Here is a 21,686-nt window from a genome sequence, read left to right as displayed (position 1 = left end):
AGCCTCGGTCGACAACCTCAGTGCGTCAGATGCCACAGCTTGTCAGGGTTGCGGACCATGTAGATGCCCACCAGCCTGCCGCCCTCCCCTGGCTGGAAGGCCACCGTCATCGGGCCGTCGGCGTTGATCATGATCAGGCCCGGATAGCCGTTGATCCGCACAGACCGAAAGCTGAGCGTCTGGTCGGCGCCGCGCCAGGCCAGGCCTTCCATCAGGCGCACGATGTCCTCGCGGCCGATCAGGGGGCGCAGGGCGGCTTTCCGCTTGCCGCCGCCGTCGGTGACCATCACGGCGTCCTGCGCCAGCATCGCCGACAGGGCGCTCATGTCGCCCTGCGCCGCGGCCACCATGAAGGCCGCGGCGAGCTTGGCCGCGTCCTCCTGGCTGACGGTGAAACGGGGCCGGGCCTCCTTCACATGGGCCCGGGCGCGGGTGGCGAGCTGGCGGACGGCGGGCTCGCTCTTGCCGAGCGTCTCGGCGACCTCCGCATAGTCCTCCTCGAAGACGTCGTGCAGCAGGAAGACCGCGCGCTCCAGGGGCGACAATCGCTCCAGGGCCAGGAGAAAGGCCACCGACACATCCTCCGCCCGCTCCACCGGGTCGACCGCCAGGTCCTCGATCAGCGGCTCGGGCAGCCAGGGGCCGCGATAGGCGTCGCGCTGGCTCTTGGCCGCCCGCATTCGGTCGATGCAGAGACGGGTGGTGGTCCGCACCAGCCAGGCCGCGGGTTCAGCGACCTCATCACCGGCTCGCCTCCAGCGCAGCCAAGCGTCCTGCACGGCGTCCTGCGCCTCCGCCACCGAGCCGAGCATGCGGTAGGCCAGGCGGGTCAGCCGGGGGCGCTGGGCTTCGAAGACGTCGGTGTCAGTCATCAGGCCGCCAGGAGGTGCATGACCGGCGTGGCCTCGCCCGCCACCGTGACGCGGGAGCAGGCGCGGCCGTGGCCGAGGGCGTACTTAAGGGTGGGATACATCCGCGCCGTCGTCAGGGCGAGCCCGATGGCGACCAGCCCCGTCTCGCCCCAGCGCCGAAGGATGTCGTCTCGCAAGGGATCGGCGGCTTCCATGTCGCGGGCGAGACTGGCCCTGGCGAAGCGCCAGCCAAGCGCGGCGGTCTCGCCCATGGCCGCCTCGTCGCCGGCCAGTATGGCGCGCAAGGTTGCGGGCTTCACGCCCCCGGCGACGGCCATGTCCACCGAGATCTGGGTGCAGGGGCCGCAGTCCTCGGCCAGGGTCCCGACGATGCCGGCGGCGGCCAGGGCCTCGGGAGGCGCGGCCTTGCGGTCCACCATCTGGCTGACGAAGCCGAACTTCAGGAAGCTCATGGGCGAGGCGCGCAGGACAACCCGCATGTAGGCGGCGTCATAGCCCCAGGTGCGCTCCATCTTGTCGATCTGGCTTTTCAGCAGGGCGCGCAGCATTCAAATCTCCTCAGGCTTGTGAACGATGGCGATCCCGGCGGCCGCCAAGGTCGGCAGGAATACCCCGGGGAAGTCGCGGATCAGATCGGCCAGGGGGCTGGCCGAGCAGCTGGCGTCGAACAGGTGGATGGCGCTGTGCAGGGTCAGGAACGCCGCGCCGGCGACCAGGGCTGGCCAGCCCTGGACAGGCCGCCAGGCGAACCAGGCCAGGCCCATCGCCGTCACCAGATAGGCCGCCCCGATGTCGCGGACGAAGTGTGGATTGAAGGCGCCGGTGCTGGGGACGCCCGGCACGGCGTCATACCAGGCGAGCGGCGCAGCCAGTTGGAACAGCGCGTTGGCGCCCAGGATCACGGCCAGAACCACGGCGATGATGCGTGTCATCGAAACCCTCCCGATCAACACCCCAAGGACGGGCGAGAGCGGGCGGCTGTGACATCCGCCTAGACGATTTTCGCGATCCAGGCCGGCAGGTCCTTGATGGAGGCCAGCTCCACGAAGCGGTCATGGCCAGCCGGCGCGTCGGCCAGCTCGTGCGCCCAGGTCAGGGGATAGGGCACGTGGGCGGCGTAGGCGCCCGCCTCCAGGGCCGGCAGGATGTCGGAGCGCATGGAGTTGCCGCACATGACCGCCTGCGCCACGCCGGTGCCGTGGCGGGCGAAGACGCGGGCATAGGTGCCGGCGTCCTTCTCGCTGACGATCTCCACGGCGGCGAACAGGTCGCCCAGGCCGGAGGCGGCCAGCTTCTGCTCCTGATGCAGCAGGTCGCCCTTGGTGATCAGCACCAGGCGGTATCGCTCGGACAGCTCGGCCAGACAGCGCTCGACGCCAGGCAGGGGCTCCACCGGCTCGTTCAGCATCTCGCGACCGGCGGCCAGAATCTCGCGGATCACCGAGGACGGCGCCTCGCCCCCGCAGAGCTCCATGGCGGTCTCGATCATCGAGAGGGTGAAGCCCTTCACCCCATAGCCGTAGAGCCGCAGATTGCGCCGCTCCACCTCGGCCAGCCGCTGCTCGATCAACTCCGGATCGGCGACGTCGGCCAGCAGGGCGCCGAACCGGTCGTGGGTCAGGCGGAACAGGGTCTCGTTGTGCCAGAGGGTGTCATCGGCATCGAGGCCGACGGTCGTGACGGCGGGGGTGGTGATCGACATGGCGCCTGATACCTCACGTGGGCCCGGGAGTGAAAGGCGGTCGGGGTTCAGGCGCCGCTGGGAAGTGTCTGCTTAATCGCTGGGCGCCTCGCGGGGGCTGCGACCAGGGATGGCGAACGTCGCACTTTCGCAACCAATTTGCGCTGACCTGATCGCTGTTCATTTATCGATTCCTCCCCCGGGGCGTTTGCATGGCAGTGGCTGGAATTTCCGGCTGGATCGGACGGCGGCTTCGCGGCCTGAGCCGCAGGCTTGGCCACCATGCGGTGGCCGCCGCCGAGGCCGACGCCGCCACCGCCCGGGACCGCCTGCGCGAAGCCATCGACCTGTTGCCGGAGGGCGTCGTCTTCCTGGACGCCGAAGGCCGCTACATCCTCTGGAACAAGCGCTATGCGGAGATGTACCATCGCTCCGCCGACCTGTTCCGGCCCGGGGCGAAGCTGTCGGACACCCTGATAACCGGCGTGGCGCGCGGCGACTATCCTGACGCCATCGGCCGCGAGGAGGCGTGGCTGGCTGCGCGCCTCGACAAGCTCACCAACCCGTCGGGCGAACGGCACGAGCAGAGGCTGGCCGACGGCCGCTGGCTGATGATCGAGGAGCGGCGGACTTCGGACGGGGGGGTCATCGGCCTGCGGGTCGACATCACCGCCATGAAGCAGCAGGCCGAGGCCCTGGAGGACGCACTGCACCGGGCCGAGGCCGCCAGCCGCGCCAAGACAGAATTCGTGGCCGACATGAGCCATGAACTGCGCACCCCGCTGAACGGCGTGCTGGGCCTGGGCAGGGCCCTGTCGGCCACCGACCTTACCGAGGACCAGCGGGGGCTTCTGGCCGAGATGATGACATCGGCCCAGGACCTGGACGGCCTGGTCAACGGGCTCCTCGACTACGGGGACCGGGCGCGCGCCGCTGACGCCGCCCCGGCGGGCGTCGTCGCGCCCTCCGACGTGCCGCCTCTCCGCGTGCTGGCCGCCGACGACAATCCCACCAACCGCAAGGTGGTGGAGTTGATGCTGGCCGCCGCCGGGGCCGAGGTGATCAGCGTCGAGAACGGTCAGGAGGCCGTGGACGCCTGGCGCGCCGGGACCTTTGACGTGGTGCTCATGGACCTGCGCATGCCCGTCATGGACGGGCTGGAAGCCATCCGCGCCATCCGCCGGGCCGAGGGCGCCGGCCTGCCGCGGGCGCCCATCATCGTCATCAGCGCCAACACCTCGACCACCGACGTTGAGGCCTCGGCCGCGGCGGGGGCGGACCGCCATATCGGTAAGCCCCTGCGGGCCGAGGAGCTGTTCGAGGCGATCTCGGGGGTGCTGGACTAGGCCGCAAGAAGGGCGCTGAAGTTGCGCCTCATCTGACGCCCAAATTCAGCGCCTCAGCCGCCGTCCGCATCCACCACGATGGCGACGGTTTTCCCGCGCGACTGCGGATCCCATCCCGCCGCGATGGCCGAGGCGATGGCCTTGGCCACCAGTTCCGGTGCGATCGACGAGGCCTGCGGTTGCGGGGCGCCGTGCCGGGGCGGCGGGCCCGGCGGAAATTCCAGCATGGCCTCGCGCTGGCCATCCTTGTGCCGCACCGCAACCACCTTGCCGCGCCATTCCGCGGCGGGGCCAGACCACTGGGGCCGGCGGTGGAACCGCCAGACATAGGTCTCCCCGTCGACGTCGATCTCAAACTCGGAAGGTTGCTTGGTGCGGGCCATGCCAGGAGTTAGCCCGCCCCGCGCGCCCAAGCCACCCTGTTCCAACCGCCGGGCCAAGGGCGCCAGGCCGGCGGCGACCTCCGCGAGGACAGGCCTAGGCTCAGCACCCCGCGTGCTTGCCCACCACCCGCTCGGCCGACGCCGGGTACTTCAGCAGCAACGCCGCCGGCCGGATCGGCCGCGGACTGAAGTTCCCGCCACAGTTGGGACAGGCGCCGCCGAGCCGGTTGTCCACACAGTCGGCGCAGAAGGTGCATTCGAACGTGCAGATGCGAGCCTCGGCGCTGTCGGCGGGCAGGTCGCTGTCACAGCATTCGCAGTTGGGACGCAGGGCGAGCATCGAGGCCTCCTGAAGTGTGGCGTCATGCTGCCACCTGCGCCGCGCGGCGGAAATGACAAGCTTCCCTCGTTTTCCGCCAGAGTCCCTGAACCTGCGCTGGAGGATCAGATTGACCCGTGGGGCGGGACTGACTACCTACGCGCCCGTTTACCCGGCGCACATGCTATGAGCCGGGGACGCCCACCCCTTGCGACAAGATGATGGAAACCCGGAACATGAGCGAGCTGCTGCCTGGCGTCACCGGGGTTCTCGTCCTCGCCGATGGGACTGTCTTCCAAGGTATCGGGGTCGGCGCGGCCGGCGCCGTGGTGGGCGAGGTCTGCTTCAACACCGCCATGACCGGCTACCAGGAGATCCTGACGGACCCCTCCTACATGGCCCAGATCGTCGCCTTCACCTTCCCGCACATGGGCAATGTCGGAACCAATGTCGAAGACATCGAGCAGATGTCGGGCAGCGCCGAAACCGCGGCGCGCGGCGCGATCTTCCGCGACGTGCCGACGGCGCCGGCCAACTGGCGCGCCGACAGTGACCTGGACGGCTGGATGAAGCGGCGCGGGGTTATCGGCCTGGCCGGCATCGACACTCGGGCCCTGACCCTGGCTATCCGGGAGAAGGGTATGCCAAACGGCGTCATCGCCCATGCGCCTGACGGCAAGTTCGATCTCGACGCCCTGCGCGCCAAGGCCCGCGAGTGGGGTGGCATCGAGGGCCTGGACCTGGCCAAGGACGCCTCCTGCCTCCAGCCCTTCGTCTATGAGGAAGGGCTCTATTCCTGGCCCGAGGGCTACGCCAAGGCCGCCGAGACGCCGAAGTACGACGTCGTGGTCATGGACTTCGGCGTGAAGCGCAACATCCTGCGCTCCCTGGTCTCGATCGGCGCCCGCGTCACCGTGGTGCCCGCCTCCACCACCGCCGAGGACGTGCTGGCCCGCAAGCCGGACGGCGTCCTGCTCTCCAACGGCCCGGGCGACCCCGCGGCCACCGGCGTCTACGCCGTGCCGGAGATTCGCAAGCTGGTGGACAGCGGCACCCCGGTGTTCGGCATCTGCCTGGGCCACCAGATGATGGCGCTCGCCCTCGGCGCCCAGACCGTGAAGATGGAACAGGGCCACCATGGCGCGAACCATCCCGTGAAGGACCTCACCACCGGCAAGGTGGAGATCGTCTCCATGAACCACGGCTTCACCGTCGACCGCGACAGCCTGCCGGCCCCGGTGAAGGAGAGCCACGTCTCGCTCTTCGACGGCACCAACGCCGGCCTGCAGTTGGAAGGCCGCCCGGTCTTCTCGGTGCAGCACCACCCTGAGGCGTCGCCGGGCCCGACCGACAGCCTCTACCTGTTCGAAAGGTTCGCGGGCCTGATGGACGCCCGGAAGGCCTAGGCGGTCAAAGCCTCGATCAGGCCCTGCGCCGCGGGGCTGACATAGCCGCCCTTGCGGGTGATCAGGCTGACTGGATTGGAGACCGCCAGGTCAGCGACCGCAATGACGGCGAGGCTCCCCGCGGCGCGTTCCTCAGCCACGGCGCTGACCGGCATCAGAGCCAGTCCGAAGCCCGCCTCCACCAGCCGCTTCTGCGCCGTCAGACTGTCCACGGCCGTGAACCGGGCCTCCGCCACACCGCGGGTCAGAAACTGGGCCGACAGCATCCCCGACCACCGTTCGTCCCGTCCCTCCGGTGGCGGGAAGCCGAGCCAGGGCTCGTTCCGCAGGTCCCGCAGGCTGGCGACCTCGCCTCCCGCCAGCCGGTGGTCGGGCGCGCAGACCACCACCAAGGCCTCCGGCGCGCAGGCGCGGTTCTCCAGGTCTGGTGACGGGTCCTCGAAGTAGCGCAGGCCCAGCGTCGCCTCGCCGCGCCGCACCAGATCGGTGACTTGGACGCTGGTGGCGGTGCGCAGGGTCAGGGCCACCTTCGGAAATTGCCCGGCGAACCGCTTCAGCGCCTGGGCGAGATCGGCGCCGGCCAGGGTGCCCACCACGGCCACCGATATCGGCCCGCCCTCGCCGACCTGCAGCACTCGCATGGCGCTCGAGGCGTCCTCCAGCGCGGCCAGCACCCGCTCGGCATGCGGCAACAGAGCCTCGCCCGCCTGGCTGAGAGTCACGCCGCCCGCCAGGCGCTCGAACACCGGCATGCCGAGCTCCGCCTCCAACAGCGCGATCCGCCGGCTGATCGCCGGCTGCGACCGCCCCATCTGCTCGGCCGCCCCGGAGAACCCGCCTGTCCGCGCGATTATGACGAAGGTGCGCAGCGCCTCAGTATCCATGCAAATTCCTGATCATCAGCACCATCTATATGCATTTGCCGGATACTTACAGCCTGCCTATTCCTCGGCTCATGTCCAACCGAGAGGCGTTCATGACCCGACAACAACAGGCCGCACAGGCGCTCAAGGCGCTGCACCAGAGGCCCGGCGGCTTCATCCTGCCCAACGCCTGGGATCCGGGCAGCGCCCTTATCCTCGCAGCGGCGGGCTTTGACGCCATCGGCACGACGAGCGCCGGGATCGCCTTCTCCCTGGGCAAGCAGGACTACCGGGTCAGCGACCCGCGCCTGGGGGTGACGCGCCAGGAGATGTTCGACCGCTGCAGCCAAATCATCGAGGCGGTCGCCCTGCCGGTGAGCGGCGACCTGGAAGCGGGGTACGGCGACCGCCCCGAGGACGTCGCCGACTGTGTCTTGCAGGCCGTGGAGATCGGCCTGGCTGGCTGCAACATTGAGGACAAGCCGGTCGGCGAGGAACGCCTCTACGAGCCCCGCCAAGCGGCTGAGCGGATCGCCGTCGCGCGGCAGGCGCTGATGGCGAGAAGCTCCGACCTGGTGATCAACGCCCGCACCGACGCCTGGCTGGTGGGCGAAGGCGACCCGCTCGCCGCCTCCATCCGCCGCGCCAACCTGTACCTTGAGGCGGGGGCGGACTGCGTCTTCTTACCGGGCGTGACCGACCTGCCGACGGCCCGAACCCTGGTGCGGGAAATCGCGGGCCCGGTGAATCTGGTCCTGGGTCTCGGCGGATCGTCAGGCAACGCTCACGAACTGCTGGCGGCCGGCGTGCGGCGGATCAGCGTCGGCGGGTCCCTGGCGCGGGCGGCCCTGGGCTTCGTGAGGCGCTCGGCCGAACTGCTGCGGGACTCCGGCAGCGTCGCCTTCACCGACGGCGAAATCTCCGGCCCTGACCTCAACACGCTCTTCGCGGTGACGCGGGCCGCGGCCTGAGCCACAGCAACGACTTGGGCCGGCTTTCGCCGGCCCCGCGAGCGTTACGGCATCAGGACCGTGTCGACAACGTGGATCACGCCGTTGGACTGCATGACATTGGCGATGGTGACGTGAGACATGCCGCCCTTCGCGTCGGTGAGCATCACCATGTCACCCATGGCGGAGACGGTCAGGTCTCCACCCTGCACAGTCTTCAGCATGGCCTTGCCGCCACCGGCCTTGATCTGGGCGGTGAGATCCATCGCGGTCAGGCGGCCCGGGACCACGTGATAGGTCAGGATGTTGGTGAGGGCGGCCTTGCTCTCAGGCTTCACCAGGCTCTCCACGGTTCCGGCCGGCAGCTTGGCGAACGCGGCGTTGGTGGGTGCGAACACCGTGAAAGGGCCAGACCCCGACAGGGTCTCCACCAAACCTGCGGCCTTCACGGCGGCGACCAGGGTGGTGTGATCCTTCGAATTGACGGCGTTCTCTACAATATTCTTTGAAGGATACATGGCGGCGCCACCGACCATCACAGTTTTCTGGTCCATGGCCCGAGCAGAGGCCATAGTAACGCCAGCAAACGAGATGGAGACGCCGGTCGCAAGCGCGACGATAGTGTTGATCTTCATGTTCCGGTCCCTTGAATTCAGTTCGCCACTAGACGGCGATGACATGAATACGGTCCGGAAACTTATCCGGACGCAGGGACCCGAAGATTAAATCCGGGCGAGCTTGCCGATCGCGGCCACCGGCCCTGACGGTCCGTTCTCTTTCGAGCCTCCCAGCGGTTCGACGGAGACGGCGATGGACGCGCCCTCGGTGGTGAGCGCCGGCAAGCCCTCCGGCATCGGCAGGCTCTTGGAGGTCCCTGGCGCGATGAGGCCCAGCGAGCGCGGCTTGCCGTCGGCGGGGATCAGCCACAGTTCGTGGACGTGGATCGGGTCGGTCCCCGGCGCCACCAGCGAGGTGACGATCAGCTTCTGGCGCACCGGATCGTAGGCGGCGACGAACAGGTGCTGGCCGCCGCTGGTGTCGAGACGGGCGTTCAGCAGTTCGCCTGGCGTCGGCGGCGCGATGATCTCGGGCGGCCGGGTGGCCAGCACCACGACGGCGGCCAAACTGGCGGCGGCCAGCCCCATGCCGCCCATGGCCCAGCCACGCCAGAACCTCACGCCGCGGCCTTCGTTGTCATTGGCCGGAAGGCCGCGCTCGATACGGGGCCAGAGGCTGGCGGGCGGCTCCACGGGCGCCACAGCGGCCAGCATGGGTGCAAGTCGCGCCTGCCAGGCCTCGACATGGGCGGCGAAGGCCGGTTCCCGGGCCATGCGCAGTTCCGCGGCGGCGCGCTCACCGGCGTTCAGCACGCCCAGAGCATGCTCGGCGGCGAAGGCCTCATCCTCGGGCAGGTCGGGGGTCAGGGGCTCACTCATGACTCAAGGCACCCCTTGAGCTTGGCCAGGCCCCGGCGGATCCAGCTCTTCACCGTGCCCAGCGGGGCCTCCATCCGGGCGGCCAGGGCCTCGTAGGTGACGCCCTCGAAGAAGGCGGTGCGGATCACCTTCTCGGTGCGCTCGTCCAGTTCCGACAGGCACCGGCCCAGGGCCTCGCCATCCTGGGCGGCCTCCAGCAGAGCGTCGGCGCGGGGCAGGCCGTCGTCGATCTCCAGCTCTTCCACCTGCTCGGCATAGGCCAGGGGCCCACGGGCGCGCAGGCGGTCGATGGCGCGGTTGCGGGCGATGGTGGAGATCCACGTCATGACGCTGGCCCGGCCCGCTTCGAAGCGGTCGGCGCGACGCCAAATCGTGATGTAGACCTCTTGCAGCACGTCTTCGCTTTCATCTCTGTTGGAGAGGATACGAAGGCAGACGCCGAATAGCTTCGCCGAGGTGGCCTGGTAAAGTTGTCGCAGGGCCGCGCGGTCGCCCGCGGCGATCCTCGGCATCAACTCGGTCAGCGGATCGATCGCAGAGGTCGCGGGCAAGTTTGGGTCTTTTCCGGCGGAAGGCTGGCGGCGAAGCTGCCCCAAGCCGACCGCCGCTGGCAAGGCCTAAGGCGGCCCTGAAGCGCTAGATCTTGCGCATCATGAAGTAGTCGCCCTCCAGCGCCACCCCGGCCTCGCGGCGGAGCATGGTGGACCTGCGCTCGATGATGTCGAAGCGGCCGGCGGCGAGGTCGGCGATATAGCCCCGCCCGTGAGCGTAACGCCCGTTGCCGCGCAGGGTGACTCCGTCGCCTTCCGCCGCCTCTGTGGAGAAGATCAGCCAGCCGCCCGACTTCAAGGTCGCCGCGGCGCCGTCGAAGACGCCGCCCAGGGTTCCGACATAGGGGAAGGTGTCGCCCGCCACGATCATGTCCCACCGGGCGCCGGCCTGGCTGAGGGTGTCCACCAGGTCGGCGCACCGTAGTTCGTCATAGAGGCCGCCCGCTCGGGCCTTGGCCAGCATGCCGTCAGAGAGATCGACCCCGGTCAACCGCTGCGCATAGGGGCGCAGAACTGGACCGCACAGTCCGGTGCCACAGCCGATGTCGAGCACGTCCAGGGCGGCATCGGCGTCGATCCAGGCCGCCATCAGGTTGCGGATTTCCTCCGGGCCCCGGTAGCCGAGGCGGCCCACGAGCTTCTCGTCGAACTGCTCGGCCATGCCGTCGAAGTGCTGGGCCACGAAGGCGGCGGGCTGCCGCTCCACCGGGCGGCCCATCGCAGCGTCGGCCATGTGCCGGGCCTCCAGGTTGCCGGGGCGCAGGGCGGCCCAGGTCTGGGCGATCAGGGCCGCGGGCCCCTTGCGCCCCGCCCAGTCCAGGCAGAGCAGCGCGGTCTTGAAGAGGGTGTCGGTCTCCGCCGCGCCGGTCAGCTCCCGGCTGATGGCGGTGACACGGGTCATGTCGCCGTCGAGCCCCGCCACCACGAACCGGCACAGGCGCGCCATCTCGACGATCTCGTCGGCGTTGGCGTCGGCCTCCAGGGCCATGGCGGCGTCGAAGTTGCGCTGCGCCTCGTGGAAGGCGCCGGACTTGAAGAGGGTCACGCCCAGGTTGGCGCGTAGGGCGCCGGTCTCGCCAGTGATCTCAATGGTGCGGGCGAAGGCCGCCGCCGCGCCGCCGAAGTCGTCACGGCCGGCCAGGACCATGGCGCGAATCTGCCAGGCGTCTCCGTTGTCGGGGTCGCGGGCGATGGCGCCGTCGCAGGCGCTCTCGGCCTCGTCCGGGCGGCCCAGCTGCAGCAGCGAGGCGGCCAGGCTGACCCAGGCCGAAACCTGGCTGGCGTCAATGTCCAGGGACTTGCGCAGGGCGATGGCGGCCTGCTCGTGGTCTCCCAAACCGCCGAGCGCGAGCGCCAGGTTGTTCCAGACCAGGGCCTGACGGGGCGCGGCCCCGGCCACCGCGCGGAAAGCCTCGACGGCCGCCTGGAAGTCGCCCCTCGCCTGCCGTTCCAGGCCATAACGAGTGAGGGCCACGAGGGAAGTGGGCGCGCCTTTGCCGCCATCCCCCTTGAGGGACGCGGCGTCCGCCGGCGGTTGCCCGAGCGGGCGTGCGAATGCAGACATGACGAGATCCCAGCCCGAGTTTGTTGAGCATCAGGCTGAGGCTTGGCTATGAAATCATGGTTAACGCCCGTTGAGGAAGACCTCGGCGCCGCCCGACCCCTGGCCTGGGCGGACGCCCGTGTGGTCGAGCATCACGGCCTGCCACCCCCAGCGGGCAGGGCGGCGGCAAGAAACGTCATGTGCAGATAGCCCAGGCTGGGACCTAGAGGATGGTCGTTGCTTCTCCTGTCGGCTGCTAGACAGCAACGTGGCTCCATCTTGCTTTCAGAGCGATTTTAGGCCAAGATGGCACTGTCAAACTCGTAGGTTCGGCTGACTTTCGACGCGTTCCCGGACGCACCGGACCTGCCTCCCGATCCCCCGACTTTTGATCCCCGTCCGAACGTTTCGGGCGTGGGAGATATCTATCCAAGGACGAATATCTCTATGTCTACCGGCACCGTGAAATGGTTCAACGGCACCAAGGGTTACGGCTTCATTCAGCCCGATGACGGCGGCGCGGACGTGTTTGTGCACATCTCCGCCGTGGAACGCGCCGGGCTCCGTTCGCTGGACGAGGGCCAGAAGGTCACCTTCGAACTCGAGCGCGACAAGCGCAGCGGCAAGATGTCTGCGGGCAACCTGCAGGTCTAGCACCGCCGCGGAGCCTCTCGCCCCGACAGGCGCCCGGGAATGGGCCGGCGTCCGCGCCGGCCCATTTTCTTTCCGCGCTATCCGAGGCCCGCCAAGGAGAGTCTTCGCAGGCGCCCCCTGCCCGCTTGCGCAGGCACGACTCCCTCTCTAAACGGGCGCCTTAACCTACAGATTGAACGGGAACGGCGCGCGGCCACGCGGCGCCGCCCTTATGCGCGGACCGAACGATGCCCAAACGCACAGACATCTCCTCGATCCTGATCATCGGCGCCGGTCCCATCATCATCGGCCAGGCCTGCGAGTTCGATTACTCCGGGGTCCAGGCCTGCAAGGCCCTGCGCGCCGAGGGTTACCGCATCGTGCTGGTCAATTCGAACCCGGCCACGATCATGACCGACCCCGATGTGGCCGACGCCACCTATATCGAGCCGATCACCCCGGAGATGGTCGAGAAGATCATCGCCAAGGAACGCCCCGACGCCCTGCTGCCCACCATGGGCGGCCAGACCGCGCTGAACACGGCGCTCGCCCTGGAAGCCTCCGGCGTGTTGGCCAAGTACGGCGTGGAGATGATCGGGGCCAAGGCCGACGTCATCGACAAGGCCGAGGACCGCCAGAAATTCCGCGACGCCATGGACAAGCTGGGCCTCGAGAGCCCCAAGTCCAAGGCCGCCCACTCGATGGACGAGGCCCTGGAAGGCCTGGAATTCGTCGGCCTGCCGGCCATCATCCGCCCGTCCTTCACCCTGGCCGGCACCGGCGGCGGCATCGCCTACAATGTCGAGGAATTCCGCGAGATCGTGGAGCGCGGCCTGGACCTCTCCCCCACCACCGAGGTGCTCATCGAGGAGAGCGTGCTCGGCTGGAAAGAGTACGAGATGGAGGTGGTCCGCGATAAGGCCGACAACTGTATCATCGTCTGCTCGATCGAGAACATCGACCCGATGGGGGTGCACACGGGGGACTCGATCACCGTCGCCCCCGCCCTCACCCTGACCGACAAGGAATACCAGATCATGCGCGCGGCCTCGATCGCCGTGCTGCGCGAGATCGGGGTCGAGACCGGCGGGTCCAACGTGCAGTTTGCGGTCAATCCCGCCGACGGCCGTATGGTGGTGATCGAGATGAACCCACGGGTCTCGCGGTCCTCGGCCCTGGCCTCCAAGGCCACCGGCTTCCCAATCGCCAAGGTCGCCGCTCGCCTGGCCGTGGGCTACACCCTCGACGAGCTGATGAACGACATCACCGGGGCGACGCCGGCCTCCTTCGAGCCCAGCATCGACTATGTCGTCACCAAGATCCCCCGCTTCGCCTTCGAGAAGTATCCGGGCTCCGAGCCCCACCTGACCACCGCCATGAAGTCGGTTGGCGAGGTCATGGCCATCGGCCGCACCTTCGCCGAGAGCCTGCAGAAGGCGCTGCGCGGCCTGGAGACCGGCCTGACCGGCCTGGACGAGATCGATATCGAGGGGTCGGACGATCCCGACACCGGCCGCGCCGCGGTCCTGCGCGCCCTGACGATGCCCACCCCTGATCGACTGCGCGTCATCGCTCAGGCCTTCCGCCACGGCCTGGCGGTCGAGGAAATCCACGGCGCCTGCTCGTATGAGCCCTGGTTCCTGCGCCAGCTGGAGACCCTGGTCCGCACCGAAGGTCACGTCCGCGCCGCGGGCCTGCCCGTCACCGCCCAGGGCTTCCGCGCCCTCAAGGCCCAGGGCTTCTCCGACGCCCGCCTGGCCAAGCTGACCAACACCCCGGAGGCCAAGGTCCGCGCCCTTCGCCAGGAGCTGGCCGTTCGCCCGGTCTTCAAGCGCATCGACAGCTGCGCTGGCGAGTTCCGCGCCGCCACGCCCTACATGTACTCCACCTACGAGACCGGCTCGCTTGGCCAGGAACCCCAGTGCGAGAGCGAGCCCACCGAGGCGCGCAAGGCCATCATCCTCGGCGGCGGTCCCAACCGGATCGGCCAGGGGATCGAGTTCGACTACTGCTGCTGCCACGCCGCCTTCGCCCTGGCCGACCTCGGCATCGAGTCGATCATGGTCAACTGCAACCCGGAGACGGTCTCCACCGACTACGACACCTCCGACCGCCTGTACTTCGAGCCGCTCACCGCGGAAGATGTGCTGGAACTGATCGCCGTCGAGCAGCGCAAGGGGACCCTGCTGGGGGTCATCGTCCAGTTCGGCGGCCAGACCCCGCTGAAGCTGGCCCAGGCCCTGGAAGACGCCGGCATACCGATCCTGGGCACCAGCCCCGACGCCATCGACCTGGCCGAGGACCGCGAACGCTTCCAGCAACTGCTGCACAAGCTGGAGATCGCCCAGCCGATCAACGCCATCGCCCGCACGGCGGAAGAGGCCTTCGCCGGCGCCCATTCGGTCGGCTACCCCATCGTCATCCGCCCCTCCTACGTGCTGGGCGGTCGGGCCATGGAGATCATCCGCGATGACGAGCAGCTGGACCGCTACATCCGCACCGCCGTTCAGGTCTCCGGCGACAGCCCGGTCCTGATCGATCAGTACCTCAGCCGCGCCACCGAGGTGGACGTCGACGCCATCTGCGACGGCAAGGACGTGTTCGTGGCGGGCGTCATGGAGCACATCGAGGAGGCGGGCGTACACTCGGGCGACAGCGCCTGCTCCCTGCCCCCCTTCTCGCTGAAACCGGAAACCATCGCCGAGCTGAAGGCCCAGACCGTGCGCATGGCCCTGGCCCTGAACGTGAAGGGCCTGATGAACGTCCAGTTCGCTATCGAGGAGCCGCACTCCGACAATCCGCGGATCTTCGTGCTGGAAGTGAACCCGCGCGCCAGCCGCACCGTGCCCTTCGTGGCCAAGACCATCGGCAAGCCGCTCGCCGCCATCGCCGCCAAGGTGATGGCCGGCGAACCACTGTCGTCCTTCGACACCAGCGAGCCGCCCTATAACCACATCGCGGTGAAGGAAGCCGTCTTCCCCTTCGCCCGCTTCGCCGGCGTCGACACCATCCTGGGCCCAGAAATGCGCTCCACCGGCGAGGTCATGGGCCTCGACTGGCGGCGGGAGGGCGAGGGCCTGGCTCCCGCCTTCGCCCGCGCCTTCGCCAAGGCCCAGCTGGGCGGCGGGGTGACCCTGCCCAAGACCGGTTGCGTGTTCGTCTCCGTGCGCGAGGCCGACAAGCCCTGGATCGTCGAGCCGATCCGCCTGCTGCTGGGCCAGGGCTTCCGGGTCCTCGCCACGGGCGGCACCGCCGCCTACCTGGCCGGCGAAGGCCTGGCCGTCGAGCACGTGAAGAAGGTCCTGGAGGGCCGTCCGCACATCGTCGACGCCATGAAGAATGGCGAGGTCCAGCTCGTCTTCAACACCACCGAGGGCAAGCAGTCGGTGGCCGACAGCTTCGAATTGCGCCGCACGGCCCTGATGATGAAGACCCCCTACTTCACCACCGCGGCCGGCGCCCTGGCCGCGGCCCAGGCCATCGCCGAGACCGCCAAGGCGCCCCTGGAGGTTCGTCCGCTGCAGAGCTACGCCTGAGGGTCAGAACGCCCCCGCCATCTGAGCGAACATAACCCCGGACGCCGCGGCCATGATCGCCACCGCCGCCCAGCCGACGATGCGCTGGAGAGGGGTGGCGGTGAAGGCGCCCATGATCGACCTGCGGGTCGCCACCAGCATGATCACCGCCATCAGCGGCACGGCGATCACGCCGTTGATCACGGCGCTCCAGAACAGGGCCCGGATCGGGTCCAGGGGCGAATAGTCGAGGATCACCCCGGCCAGGATCGCCACCCCGATCACCCCGTAGAAGCCGTGCGCCTCACTGAAGCGACTCTCCAGGCTGGCTTTCCAGCCCATGGCCTCGGAGAGGGCGTAGGCGGCCGAGGCGGCAAGCACCGGCACCGCCAGCAGGCCGGTCGCGATGATGCCCAGGGCGAACAGCATGAAGGCCAGGTCCCCGGCCAGGGGCCGCAGGGCCATCGCCGCCTGGGACGCCGTATCGATCTGGGTGATGCCGGCCGAGTGTAGGGTTGCGGCCGTGGCCAGCATCACGAAGAAGCCGATGCCATTGCCGTAGGCCATGCCCAGGTAGGTGTCCCAGCCGATCCGTTTGAGCTCGTACTCCGCCTCCTCGGGATGCTCGGTGAGGGGGTGTTCGTCGGGGCGAAGAGCGACGTCCTCTACCTCCTCGGCGGCCTGCCAGAAGAACAGGTAGGGACTGATGGTGGTCCCGAACACCGCCACCACCACGGTCGCCGTCGCCAAGTCCAGCTTGATCTGCGGGGCGAGGGTCTGGGCCACGACCTCCGTCCAGGGGATGTGGGTCGCGAAGGCCACCGCCACATAGGAGAACAGGGCCAGCGTCATCCACTTCAGGAAGCCCACATAGCGATGGTAGGGCACGAAGACCTGCAGCAGCAGCGAGAAGACCGCGAGGCCCAGGGTGAAGACGTGCCGGTTGCCGCCGAACACCAGCTGGGCGGCCTCGCCCATGGCCGCCACGTCGGCGGCGATGTTGAGCACATTGGCCAGCAGCAGCAACCCGACGACGCTCAGCACCACCCAACGCGGAAAGGCGCGGCCGATATTGGCCGCTAGACCGCGGCCCGTCACCCGCCCGATACGTCCGCAGACCGACTGAAAGGCCGCCATGAAGGGATAGGTGGCGAAGGCCGTCCACAGCATGCCCAGTCCGAACTGGGCGCCGGCCTGGCTGTGGGTCGCGATGCCCCCGGGATCCTCATCGGCCGCCCCGGTGATCAACCCAGGACCAAGCGCGGTGAAGGGATTGAAGCGCCGCCGCCCCGCCGTTGTCGTCCCGGCGGGCGACACCGGCGCTGGCGCCTTACGCGCGATCTCGACCTTGTCGATGTCCATGCCCCCATCTCATAGTCGGCCTCGGTGACACATCAACTCCGCCAGCCCGCCTGACCTCATTGACCGAACAGCGTTTTGGGCTCAACCTCCGCCTGTCGCCTTGCTTTTGCAGGCGCAAGTGGGCGTGTTTCCGGCGGCCCCTGAAGACTGACCGGACTAGCCCTAGAGGGCGCCTGTCGCAGCCTGGCGTGGGGACTTGTTCCCCCAACAGAATGCGAGGGAAACGCCATGTCAGAAGATCTCAAGACCGGCGAAACGGCTGTCCGTCATCACAAGAACCGGCATCTCTATGAGCGCTTCGAGGGCCTGATCGGTGTCCTGATGGTCGCCGCCGTCGTGGTGCTGGCCATCGGGCTGATCTACGGCCTCGTCACCACGGGTGACTCAACACCGTCCTACCTCCGGTAGCCGGACACGATCTGGGCTGGCCCCCGCCCCGAGTGCGCAGGGGCCAGCGCGGATCACACCTTCGACGCACCAAGTCCGCCTGGATCAAGTCTGGGCGGACGCTCTTACTCTTGCGCACCCACGCCCAGCCTGACGCGGGGTGATGCTGGGCAAAGCGCCGGGCCTAGGCTACCCCTCGTGCCACGACGAACAAGAAGCCACGGGGAAACAGAATGGCGGGACGGGTTCAAGGCAAGGTGGCCCTGGTCACCGGCGGATCGAGCGGCATCGGGCGCGCCTGCGCCGAGCGCCTGGCCGAGGAAGGCGCGATCGTCGTCCTCACCGACCTGCAGGACGAAAAGGGCCAGACCCTGGCCTCCGAGATCGCGGCCAAGGGGGGCAAGGCGCAGTACCGTCATCAGGACGTCACCTCAGAGCAGGCGTGGGTCGATGTGGTCGCCGCCATCAAGGCTGACCACGGCCGGCTCGACATCCTGGTCAACAACGCCGGCATCGGCATCTCCGGCTCAGTGCTGGACATGCCCCTCAGCGACTTCCAGCGACAGGTGGCGATCAATCTCGACGGCGTCTTCCTGGGGGTGAAGCACTCGATCCCGCTGATGCGCCTCAGCGGCGACGGCGGCTCGATCATCAACATGTCCTCGGTGGCGGGCCTCAAGGGCTCGGCGATCCTGGCGGGCTACTGCGCCACCAAGGGCGGGGTCCGCCTGTTCACCAAGGCCGTGGCCATGGAGTGCGGAAACGCCAAGGACGGCATCCGGGTCAATTCCGTCCACCCCGGCATCATCGAGACGCCGATCTGGGACGACATCATCGGCACCGGCGAGCCGGGCGACAACGCCCGCCCGCCCCGGCCCCAGGTGCTGGACGCCATGAGCGCCGACGCCGTGCCCCTGGGGGGCAAGGGCTACCCGCTGGACATCGCCAACGGCGTCCTTTGGCTGGCGTCGGAGGAGAGCCGCTATGTCACCGGCGCGGAATTGGTCATCGACGGCGGCCTCTCGGTGAAGTAACCGGCGGCCCATGACCGCTACCCTGCACGTGATCTTCGGCCCCTCCGGCGCCGGGAAGTCGACCTACGCCAAGCAGCTCGCCCGCACCGAGCCGGCCATCCACTTCGCCATCGACGACTGGATGGCGCGGCTGTTCGCCGCCGACATGCCCGAGCCGCTGGAGTTCGAGTGGATGATGTCCCGCGTCGAGCGGTGCGAGGCGCAGATCTGGTCGGTGGCCGCCGCGGCCATGGCGGCGGGAACCTCGGTGGTCCTCGACCTGGGCCTGATGCGCAAGTCCGACCGCGCCCGCGTCGCGGAGATCGCCGAGGCCTGCGAACTCCCTCTCCAGTTCCACTTCGTCACCGCCAGCTCGGAGATCCGCCGCGCGCGGGTCCTGGAGCGCAACGAGGTGCACGGCGAGACCTTCGCCATCGAGGTGAACCCCGACATGTTCGACTTCATCGAGGGCGTCTATGAGGCCCCCGACGCCGAGGAGCTGAGGGGCGCGATCATCTCGGAGAGCTAGGGCGCCGGGAAGAGGTGGGCCGGCCACGTAGCGTCGGCGGCCCGATGATAGGCCTCGCGGTGCGTCAGGCGGGCGTTGTAATCCACCAGCACGGGATGCTCCGGCAGCTCCTTGCGATAGAGCGAGGTGGAGATCACCGAGCCTAGCATGACGTCGGCGGCCGAGAACCGGTCGCCCAGCAGGTACTGGCGGTCCTTCAGGGCGCCGGTGAGCACGCCGATCACGTCCTCATAGCCGCCGAACCCGGTCTCGCGCCCCGGTAGGTCGATGTGCTTGTCGTGCAGCATCAGCAGCGGCTCCAGCACCGCGGTCGAATAGACCATCCACTTCAGATAGGGGCCGCGATCGGCCTCCTCGATCCTCGGGGCCAGCGAACCGTATCCGTAGCGGTCGGCCAGATAGAGGCAGATGGCGGGGTTCTCGCTGACCACCACCTCGCCGTCGGTGACGGTGGGCACCTTTCCCGACGGGTTCAGCTCCAGGTATTCCGGCTTCTTCTGGTCACCGTTGGCGATGTCGACGGTCTGGACGCGGAAGGGCACGCCCAGCTCCTCCAGCAGCCAGTAGGCGGTGAAGGCCCGGCTGGCGGGGGAGTGATAGAGGGTGACGCCCCGCTTGGCGGCCATGGTCTTGTCTCTCGTTGCAGGGGCAATCTAGGCGCCCGACCCGCCCGGCGCCACCGCCGGCCGATGGAACCCTCCCAAGGGCGGGGAGTTTGGGAGGCCATTCCGGCATCCGCCGCGCTTCGCAATGACATTGCTGCATTGCACCCCTTGAGTTTTCACAGTCTGGCTTCTATCCTCTATCCCCCCGGTCGCCTGCGCCCGCGGCCGGAACACAAACCCAAGGGCGAACCCGAGTTACCTATCTGCCATGGAAAAAGTCCCAATGACCGTCGGAGGCTATCAAGGCCTCGACGAAGACCTCAAGCGTTTGAAAACCCTGGAGCGACCAGCGGTGATCGCGGCCATTTCGGAAGCTCGCCAGCATGGCGATCTCTCGGAGAACGCTGAGTATCACGCAGCTAAGGAGCGCCAAGGCTGGATCGAAGGCCAGATCGCCGACATCGAAGATCGGATGGCCCGCGCACAGGTCATCGACGTCTCCAAACTTTCCGGTAGTCAGGTAAAGTTTGGCGCCACGGTCTCCGTCGTCGACGAGGACACCGAGGATGAGGCCCGCTACCAGATCGTCGGCGAGCACGAAGCCGACGTAAAAGCAGGCAAGATCTCCATCGCCTCCCCCATCGCGCGTGCGATGATCGGCAAGGAGACCGGAGACGTCGTCGAGGTCCCGACCCCCGGCGGCACCAAGGCCTACGAGATCCTAAAGGTCGAGTGGGTTTAGCTAGGCCTTAGCCAAGCCGAAAAGGTCGCTATGGTGAGCCGGCGAGAGTCGGCTCCCTGACTCATGCCTGAGCACGGAAGCCGCAAGCTTGGCGAAATCCCCCGACACGCCGCCGCTCGTCATCTGGGCCGTATCCGACGGACGGGCGGGCATGGAGAGCCAGGTCGTGGGACTGGCCAACGCCATCGCCGCCCGGCGCAAGGCGCAGATCGTGATCAAGCGCGTGGCCTGGAAGGGCCGCATCGGCCGCCTGCCCTGGTGGCTGAATCCCCTGCCGCTCAAGACCCTGAAGCCCGACACTGGTATCGGCCCGCCCTGGCCCGACATCTGGCTGGCCGCGGGCCGCGCCACCCTGCCGCTCTCCATCCGCCTGAAGGCCTGGACCAAGAACGCCACCTTCGTGGTCCAGACTCAGGACCCCCGCATGCCCACCAGTCTGTTTGACCTGGTGATCCCCCCCAAGCACGACCGGCTGCAGGGCGACAACGTGTTCCCGATCACCGGCTCGCCCAATGGCGTCAACGCCAAGCGGCTGAAGGCCGAGCTGGCGCGCTTCAAGAAACAGATCGACGCCCTGCCCCGCCCCCGCGTCGCCGTGGTGATCGGCGGCAGGTCCAAGGCGCACAACCTGTCGGTCGAGCGCGCCGCCTCCCTCGCACATGAGATCGAGTTGCCCGTCGTGCAGGAAGGCGGATCGGTCATGGTGAGTTTCTCGCGCCGCACGCCCGACGCGGCCCGCGCCCTGCTGACGGCGCGGCTGCGGCACATTCCGGGGATCATCTGGGATGGCGAGGGGGAGAACCCCTACTTCGCCTTCTTGGCCGCGGCCGACTACATCCTGGTGACCGAGGACTCCACCAACATGGCCACCGACGCCGCCAGCACCGGCAAGCCGGTCTTCATCCTCAAGATGGACGGCGACAGCCTCAAGTTCCGCCTGTTCCACGAAGACCTCGAGCGCCTCGGCGCCGCCCGGCCGTTCGGCGGCGCCTTCCACCGCTGGAAGTATCCGCCGCTGGCCGAAACCGACCGCGCCGCCGTCGAGGTGCTGCGCCGCTATGATGAGCGAACCCCGGCATGAGCGTCGAGATCCGCCCCGCCAACCCAGGCGACCTGGCCGCCATCCTGGAATTCGATCCCGTCGCCCGGCGCGAAGAGCGCCGCCACGACTATGTGAGCAAGGCCCTGGCCGGCGATCGGGGCATGGATGTCCGCGTCCTGGTGCTGGACGACGAGATCGCCGGCTACGCGGTGATGGCGGAGTTCTTTGGCCACCCCTTCCTGGAGCGCATCTACACCGCCGAGCGCTTCCTGCGCCGGGGGGTGGCCGGAGCCCTGATGGCCAACATCGAGGGCCAGTTCGAGGGCGACCGGATGTTCGTCTCCTGCAACGAGTCCAACCAGCCCATGCGCACCCTGCTGGTGGCGCGCGGCTACAAGGTCTCGGGCATGGTGGAGAACCTCGACCCAGGTGATCCGGAGCTGTTCTTCGTGATCTTCCGCGACGCCCTGGACGCCGCCATCGAGGCCGCGAACGGCTAACTGCGCTG

Annotated in this window: 24 protein-coding genes; 11 read left to right on the top strand and 13 right to left on the bottom strand. The window is 68.4% G+C overall.

Annotated features, from left to right (window positions below; translation table 11 throughout):
• Window positions 1–17: 17 nt before the first annotated feature.
• Genes sigJ through OCL97_RS16080 form a run of 4 tightly spaced genes read right to left on the bottom strand, consistent with a single transcriptional unit; the run spans window position 18 to window position 2,574 of the window.
• A complete protein-coding gene (gene sigJ / locus OCL97_RS16095) occupies window positions 18–872 on the bottom strand; it encodes an RNA polymerase sigma factor SigJ (RefSeq protein WP_377370889.1) in 855 nt (284 codons plus the stop codon).
• Complete coding sequence (locus OCL97_RS16090; RefSeq protein ID WP_377370888.1) at window positions 872–1,420, bottom strand: hypothetical protein; 549 nt, start codon at window positions 1,418–1,420, stop codon at window positions 872–874. The genes sigJ and OCL97_RS16090 overlap by 1 nt, the downstream gene beginning before the upstream one ends.
• On the bottom strand, window positions 1,421–1,804 hold the full coding sequence (locus tag OCL97_RS16085) for a hypothetical protein (protein ID WP_304778407.1): 384 nt from the start codon (window positions 1,802–1,804) through the stop codon (window positions 1,421–1,423).
• Between the two features lie 59 nt (window positions 1,805–1,863).
• Window positions 1,864–2,574 carry an HAD family hydrolase gene (locus OCL97_RS16080; RefSeq protein ID WP_377370887.1) on the bottom strand — a complete coding sequence of 237 codons (711 nt, stop codon included), beginning with the start codon at window positions 2,572–2,574 and terminating at the stop codon, window positions 1,864–1,866.
• Window positions 2,575–2,765: 191 nt separating this feature from the next.
• Here OCL97_RS16080 and OCL97_RS16075 point away from each other — a divergent pair, with 191 nt between their 5' ends.
• Window positions 2,766–3,899, top strand: a complete 1,134-nt coding sequence (locus OCL97_RS16075) for a response regulator (RefSeq protein ID WP_377370886.1) — start codon at window positions 2,766–2,768, stop codon at window positions 3,897–3,899.
• A gap of 53 nt (window positions 3,900–3,952) precedes the next feature.
• Here OCL97_RS16075 and OCL97_RS16070 read toward each other — a convergent pair whose 3' ends face one another.
• Both OCL97_RS16070 and OCL97_RS16065 read right to left on the bottom strand, forming a co-directional pair.
• Window positions 3,953–4,282 (bottom strand): hypothetical protein, encoded by a 330-nt coding sequence (locus OCL97_RS16070; RefSeq protein WP_377370885.1) that lies wholly within the window; start codon window positions 4,280–4,282, stop codon window positions 3,953–3,955.
• A 100-nt stretch (window positions 4,283–4,382) separates the two neighbouring features.
• Window positions 4,383–4,622 (bottom strand): DUF1272 domain-containing protein, encoded by a 240-nt coding sequence (locus OCL97_RS16065; RefSeq protein ID WP_377370884.1) that lies wholly within the window; start codon window positions 4,620–4,622, stop codon window positions 4,383–4,385.
• A 215-nt stretch (window positions 4,623–4,837) separates the two neighbouring features.
• Here OCL97_RS16065 and carA point away from each other — a divergent pair, with 215 nt between their 5' ends.
• On the top strand, window positions 4,838–6,007 hold the full coding sequence (gene carA / locus OCL97_RS16060) for a glutamine-hydrolyzing carbamoyl-phosphate synthase small subunit (RefSeq protein ID WP_377370883.1): 1,170 nt from the start codon (window positions 4,838–4,840) through the stop codon (window positions 6,005–6,007).
• On the opposite strand, the gene OCL97_RS16055 is transcribed toward carA, so the two are convergent.
• Window positions 6,004–6,891, bottom strand: a complete 888-nt coding sequence (locus tag OCL97_RS16055) for a LysR family transcriptional regulator (protein WP_377370882.1) — start codon at window positions 6,889–6,891, stop codon at window positions 6,004–6,006. The genes carA and OCL97_RS16055 overlap by 4 nt on opposite strands.
• Window positions 6,892–6,983: 92 nt before the next feature.
• On the opposite strand from OCL97_RS16055, the gene OCL97_RS16050 reads away from it, so the two are divergent.
• Entirely contained in the window at window positions 6,984–7,841 is an 858-nt protein-coding gene (locus OCL97_RS16050; protein WP_377370881.1) for an isocitrate lyase/PEP mutase family protein, read from the top strand.
• Between the two features lie 44 nt (window positions 7,842–7,885).
• Here the strand turns inward: OCL97_RS16050 and OCL97_RS16045 are convergent, their stop codons facing one another.
• The 4 genes from OCL97_RS16045 to OCL97_RS16030 form a co-directional block, all read right to left on the bottom strand.
• The gene (locus OCL97_RS16045) at window positions 7,886–8,374 is read right to left on the bottom strand and encodes a fasciclin domain-containing protein (protein WP_377370880.1); all 489 of its coding nucleotides are present in this window, start codon (window positions 8,372–8,374) and stop codon (window positions 7,886–7,888) included.
• Window positions 8,375–8,542: 168 nt separating this feature from the next.
• The gene (locus OCL97_RS16040; protein WP_304778427.1) at window positions 8,543–9,256 is read right to left on the bottom strand and encodes an anti-sigma factor; all 714 of its coding nucleotides are present in this window, start codon (window positions 9,254–9,256) and stop codon (window positions 8,543–8,545) included.
• A complete protein-coding gene (locus tag OCL97_RS16035; protein WP_377370879.1) occupies window positions 9,253–9,807 on the bottom strand; it encodes a sigma-70 family RNA polymerase sigma factor in 555 nt (184 codons plus the stop codon). Before OCL97_RS16035 ends, OCL97_RS16040 begins: the two co-directional genes overlap by 4 nt.
• An 85-nt stretch (window positions 9,808–9,892) precedes the next feature.
• Window positions 9,893–11,371 carry a methyltransferase domain-containing protein gene (locus OCL97_RS16030; protein ID WP_377370878.1) on the bottom strand — a complete coding sequence of 493 codons (1,479 nt, stop codon included), beginning with the start codon at window positions 11,369–11,371 and terminating at the stop codon, window positions 9,893–9,895.
• Between the two features lie 426 nt (window positions 11,372–11,797).
• On the opposite strand from OCL97_RS16030, the gene OCL97_RS16025 reads away from it, so the two are divergent.
• Both OCL97_RS16025 and carB read left to right on the top strand, forming a co-directional pair.
• Window positions 11,798–12,004 carry a cold-shock protein gene (locus OCL97_RS16025; RefSeq protein WP_293497834.1) on the top strand — a complete coding sequence of 69 codons (207 nt, stop codon included), beginning with the start codon at window positions 11,798–11,800 and terminating at the stop codon, window positions 12,002–12,004.
• Between the two features lie 227 nt (window positions 12,005–12,231).
• Complete coding sequence (gene carB / locus OCL97_RS16020; RefSeq protein WP_304778440.1) at window positions 12,232–15,519, top strand: carbamoyl-phosphate synthase large subunit; 3,288 nt, start codon at window positions 12,232–12,234, stop codon at window positions 15,517–15,519.
• A 3-nt stretch (window positions 15,520–15,522) separates the two neighbouring features.
• Here carB and OCL97_RS16015 read toward each other — a convergent pair whose 3' ends face one another.
• Window positions 15,523–16,860, bottom strand: coding sequence for an NRAMP family divalent metal transporter (locus OCL97_RS16015; RefSeq protein ID WP_377370877.1), 1,338 nt, complete (start codon window positions 16,858–16,860; stop codon window positions 15,523–15,525).
• A 228-nt stretch (window positions 16,861–17,088) separates the two neighbouring features.
• On the opposite strand from OCL97_RS16015, the gene OCL97_RS16010 reads away from it, so the two are divergent.
• The 3 genes from OCL97_RS16010 (at window position 17,089) to OCL97_RS16000 (ending at window position 18,789) form a co-directional block, all read left to right on the top strand.
• On the top strand, window positions 17,089–17,268 hold the full coding sequence (locus OCL97_RS16010) for a hypothetical protein (RefSeq protein WP_304778445.1): 180 nt from the start codon (window positions 17,089–17,091) through the stop codon (window positions 17,266–17,268).
• 212 nt (window positions 17,269–17,480) lie between these two features.
• Window positions 17,481–18,281, top strand: coding sequence for an SDR family NAD(P)-dependent oxidoreductase (locus tag OCL97_RS16005; RefSeq protein WP_377370876.1), 801 nt, complete (start codon window positions 17,481–17,483; stop codon window positions 18,279–18,281).
• A 10-nt stretch (window positions 18,282–18,291) separates the two neighbouring features.
• Window positions 18,292–18,789 (top strand): AAA family ATPase, encoded by a 498-nt coding sequence (locus OCL97_RS16000; RefSeq protein WP_304778451.1) that lies wholly within the window; start codon window positions 18,292–18,294, stop codon window positions 18,787–18,789.
• Here the strand turns inward: OCL97_RS16000 and OCL97_RS15995 are convergent.
• Complete coding sequence (locus OCL97_RS15995) at window positions 18,786–19,415, bottom strand: glutathione S-transferase family protein (RefSeq protein ID WP_377370875.1); 630 nt, start codon at window positions 19,413–19,415, stop codon at window positions 18,786–18,788. The genes OCL97_RS16000 and OCL97_RS15995 overlap by 4 nt on opposite strands.
• Before the next feature lie 247 nt (window positions 19,416–19,662).
• On the opposite strand from OCL97_RS15995, the gene greA reads away from it, so the two are divergent.
• From greA to OCL97_RS15980, 3 genes are all read left to right on the top strand, one after another.
• Entirely contained in the window at window positions 19,663–20,136 is a 474-nt protein-coding gene (gene greA, locus OCL97_RS15990) for a transcription elongation factor GreA (protein WP_304778457.1), read from the top strand.
• Window positions 20,137–20,224: 88 nt separating this feature from the next.
• A complete protein-coding gene (locus tag OCL97_RS15985; protein WP_377370874.1) occupies window positions 20,225–21,217 on the top strand; it encodes a mitochondrial fission ELM1 family protein in 993 nt (330 codons plus the stop codon).
• On the top strand, window positions 21,214–21,678 hold the full coding sequence (locus OCL97_RS15980; protein WP_377370873.1) for a GNAT family N-acetyltransferase: 465 nt from the start codon (window positions 21,214–21,216) through the stop codon (window positions 21,676–21,678). The genes OCL97_RS15985 and OCL97_RS15980 overlap by 4 nt, the downstream gene beginning before the upstream one ends.
• Window positions 21,679–21,686: the final 8 nt, after the last annotated feature.

It is taken from the genome of Phenylobacterium ferrooxidans, from assembly GCF_042714595.1.
Classification (GTDB): domain Bacteria; phylum Pseudomonadota; class Alphaproteobacteria; order Caulobacterales; family Caulobacteraceae; genus Phenylobacterium; species Phenylobacterium ferrooxidans.
This window is presented reverse-complemented; position numbering and strand designations above follow the sequence as displayed.

What these genes read in the sequence shown, in the direction of transcription:
- OCL97_RS16055 (WP_377370882.1), bottom strand. Translation starts at nt 6,891, where the DNA reads ATGGATACTGAGGCGCTGCGCACCTTCGTCATAATCGCGCGGACAGGC.
- OCL97_RS16015 (WP_377370877.1), bottom strand. Translation starts at nt 16,860, where the DNA reads ATGGACATCGACAAGGTCGAGATCGCGCGTAAGGCGCCAGCGCCGGTG.
- OCL97_RS16050 (WP_377370881.1), top strand. Translation starts at nt 6,984, where the DNA reads ATGACCCGACAACAACAGGCCGCACAGGCGCTCAAGGCGCTGCACCAG.
- OCL97_RS16000 (WP_304778451.1), top strand. Translation starts at nt 18,292, where the DNA reads ATGACCGCTACCCTGCACGTGATCTTCGGCCCCTCCGGCGCCGGGAAG.
- OCL97_RS16010 (WP_304778445.1), top strand. Translation starts at nt 17,089, where the DNA reads ATGTCAGAAGATCTCAAGACCGGCGAAACGGCTGTCCGTCATCACAAG.
- OCL97_RS16075 (WP_377370886.1), top strand. Translation starts at nt 2,766, where the DNA reads ATGGCAGTGGCTGGAATTTCCGGCTGGATCGGACGGCGGCTTCGCGGC.
- OCL97_RS16045 (WP_377370880.1), bottom strand. Translation starts at nt 8,374, where the DNA reads ATGGACCAGAAAACTGTGATGGTCGGTGGCGCCGCCATGTATCCTTCA.
- carA (WP_377370883.1), top strand. Translation starts at nt 4,838, where the DNA reads ATGAGCGAGCTGCTGCCTGGCGTCACCGGGGTTCTCGTCCTCGCCGAT.
- sigJ (WP_377370889.1), bottom strand. Translation starts at nt 872, where the DNA reads ATGACTGACACCGACGTCTTCGAAGCCCAGCGCCCCCGGCTGACCCGC.
- OCL97_RS16040 (WP_304778427.1), bottom strand. Translation starts at nt 9,256, where the DNA reads ATGAGTGAGCCCCTGACCCCCGACCTGCCCGAGGATGAGGCCTTCGCC.
- OCL97_RS16090 (WP_377370888.1), bottom strand. Translation starts at nt 1,420, where the DNA reads ATGCTGCGCGCCCTGCTGAAAAGCCAGATCGACAAGATGGAGCGCACC.
- OCL97_RS16025 (WP_293497834.1), top strand. Translation starts at nt 11,798, where the DNA reads ATGTCTACCGGCACCGTGAAATGGTTCAACGGCACCAAGGGTTACGGC.
- OCL97_RS16030 (WP_377370878.1), bottom strand. Translation starts at nt 11,371, where the DNA reads ATGTCTGCATTCGCACGCCCGCTCGGGCAACCGCCGGCGGACGCCGCG.
- OCL97_RS16085 (WP_304778407.1), bottom strand. Translation starts at nt 1,804, where the DNA reads ATGACACGCATCATCGCCGTGGTTCTGGCCGTGATCCTGGGCGCCAAC.
- OCL97_RS15995 (WP_377370875.1), bottom strand. Translation starts at nt 19,415, where the DNA reads ATGGCCGCCAAGCGGGGCGTCACCCTCTATCACTCCCCCGCCAGCCGG.
- carB (WP_304778440.1), top strand. Translation starts at nt 12,232, where the DNA reads ATGCCCAAACGCACAGACATCTCCTCGATCCTGATCATCGGCGCCGGT.
- OCL97_RS16065 (WP_377370884.1), bottom strand. Translation starts at nt 4,622, where the DNA reads ATGCTCGCCCTGCGTCCCAACTGCGAATGCTGTGACAGCGACCTGCCC.
- OCL97_RS16005 (WP_377370876.1), top strand. Translation starts at nt 17,481, where the DNA reads ATGGCGGGACGGGTTCAAGGCAAGGTGGCCCTGGTCACCGGCGGATCG.
- greA (WP_304778457.1), top strand. Translation starts at nt 19,663, where the DNA reads ATGGAAAAAGTCCCAATGACCGTCGGAGGCTATCAAGGCCTCGACGAA.
- OCL97_RS16070 (WP_377370885.1), bottom strand. Translation starts at nt 4,282, where the DNA reads ATGGCCCGCACCAAGCAACCTTCCGAGTTTGAGATCGACGTCGACGGG.
- OCL97_RS15980 (WP_377370873.1), top strand. Translation starts at nt 21,214, where the DNA reads ATGAGCGTCGAGATCCGCCCCGCCAACCCAGGCGACCTGGCCGCCATC.
- OCL97_RS16080 (WP_377370887.1), bottom strand. Translation starts at nt 2,574, where the DNA reads ATGTCGATCACCACCCCCGCCGTCACGACCGTCGGCCTCGATGCCGAT.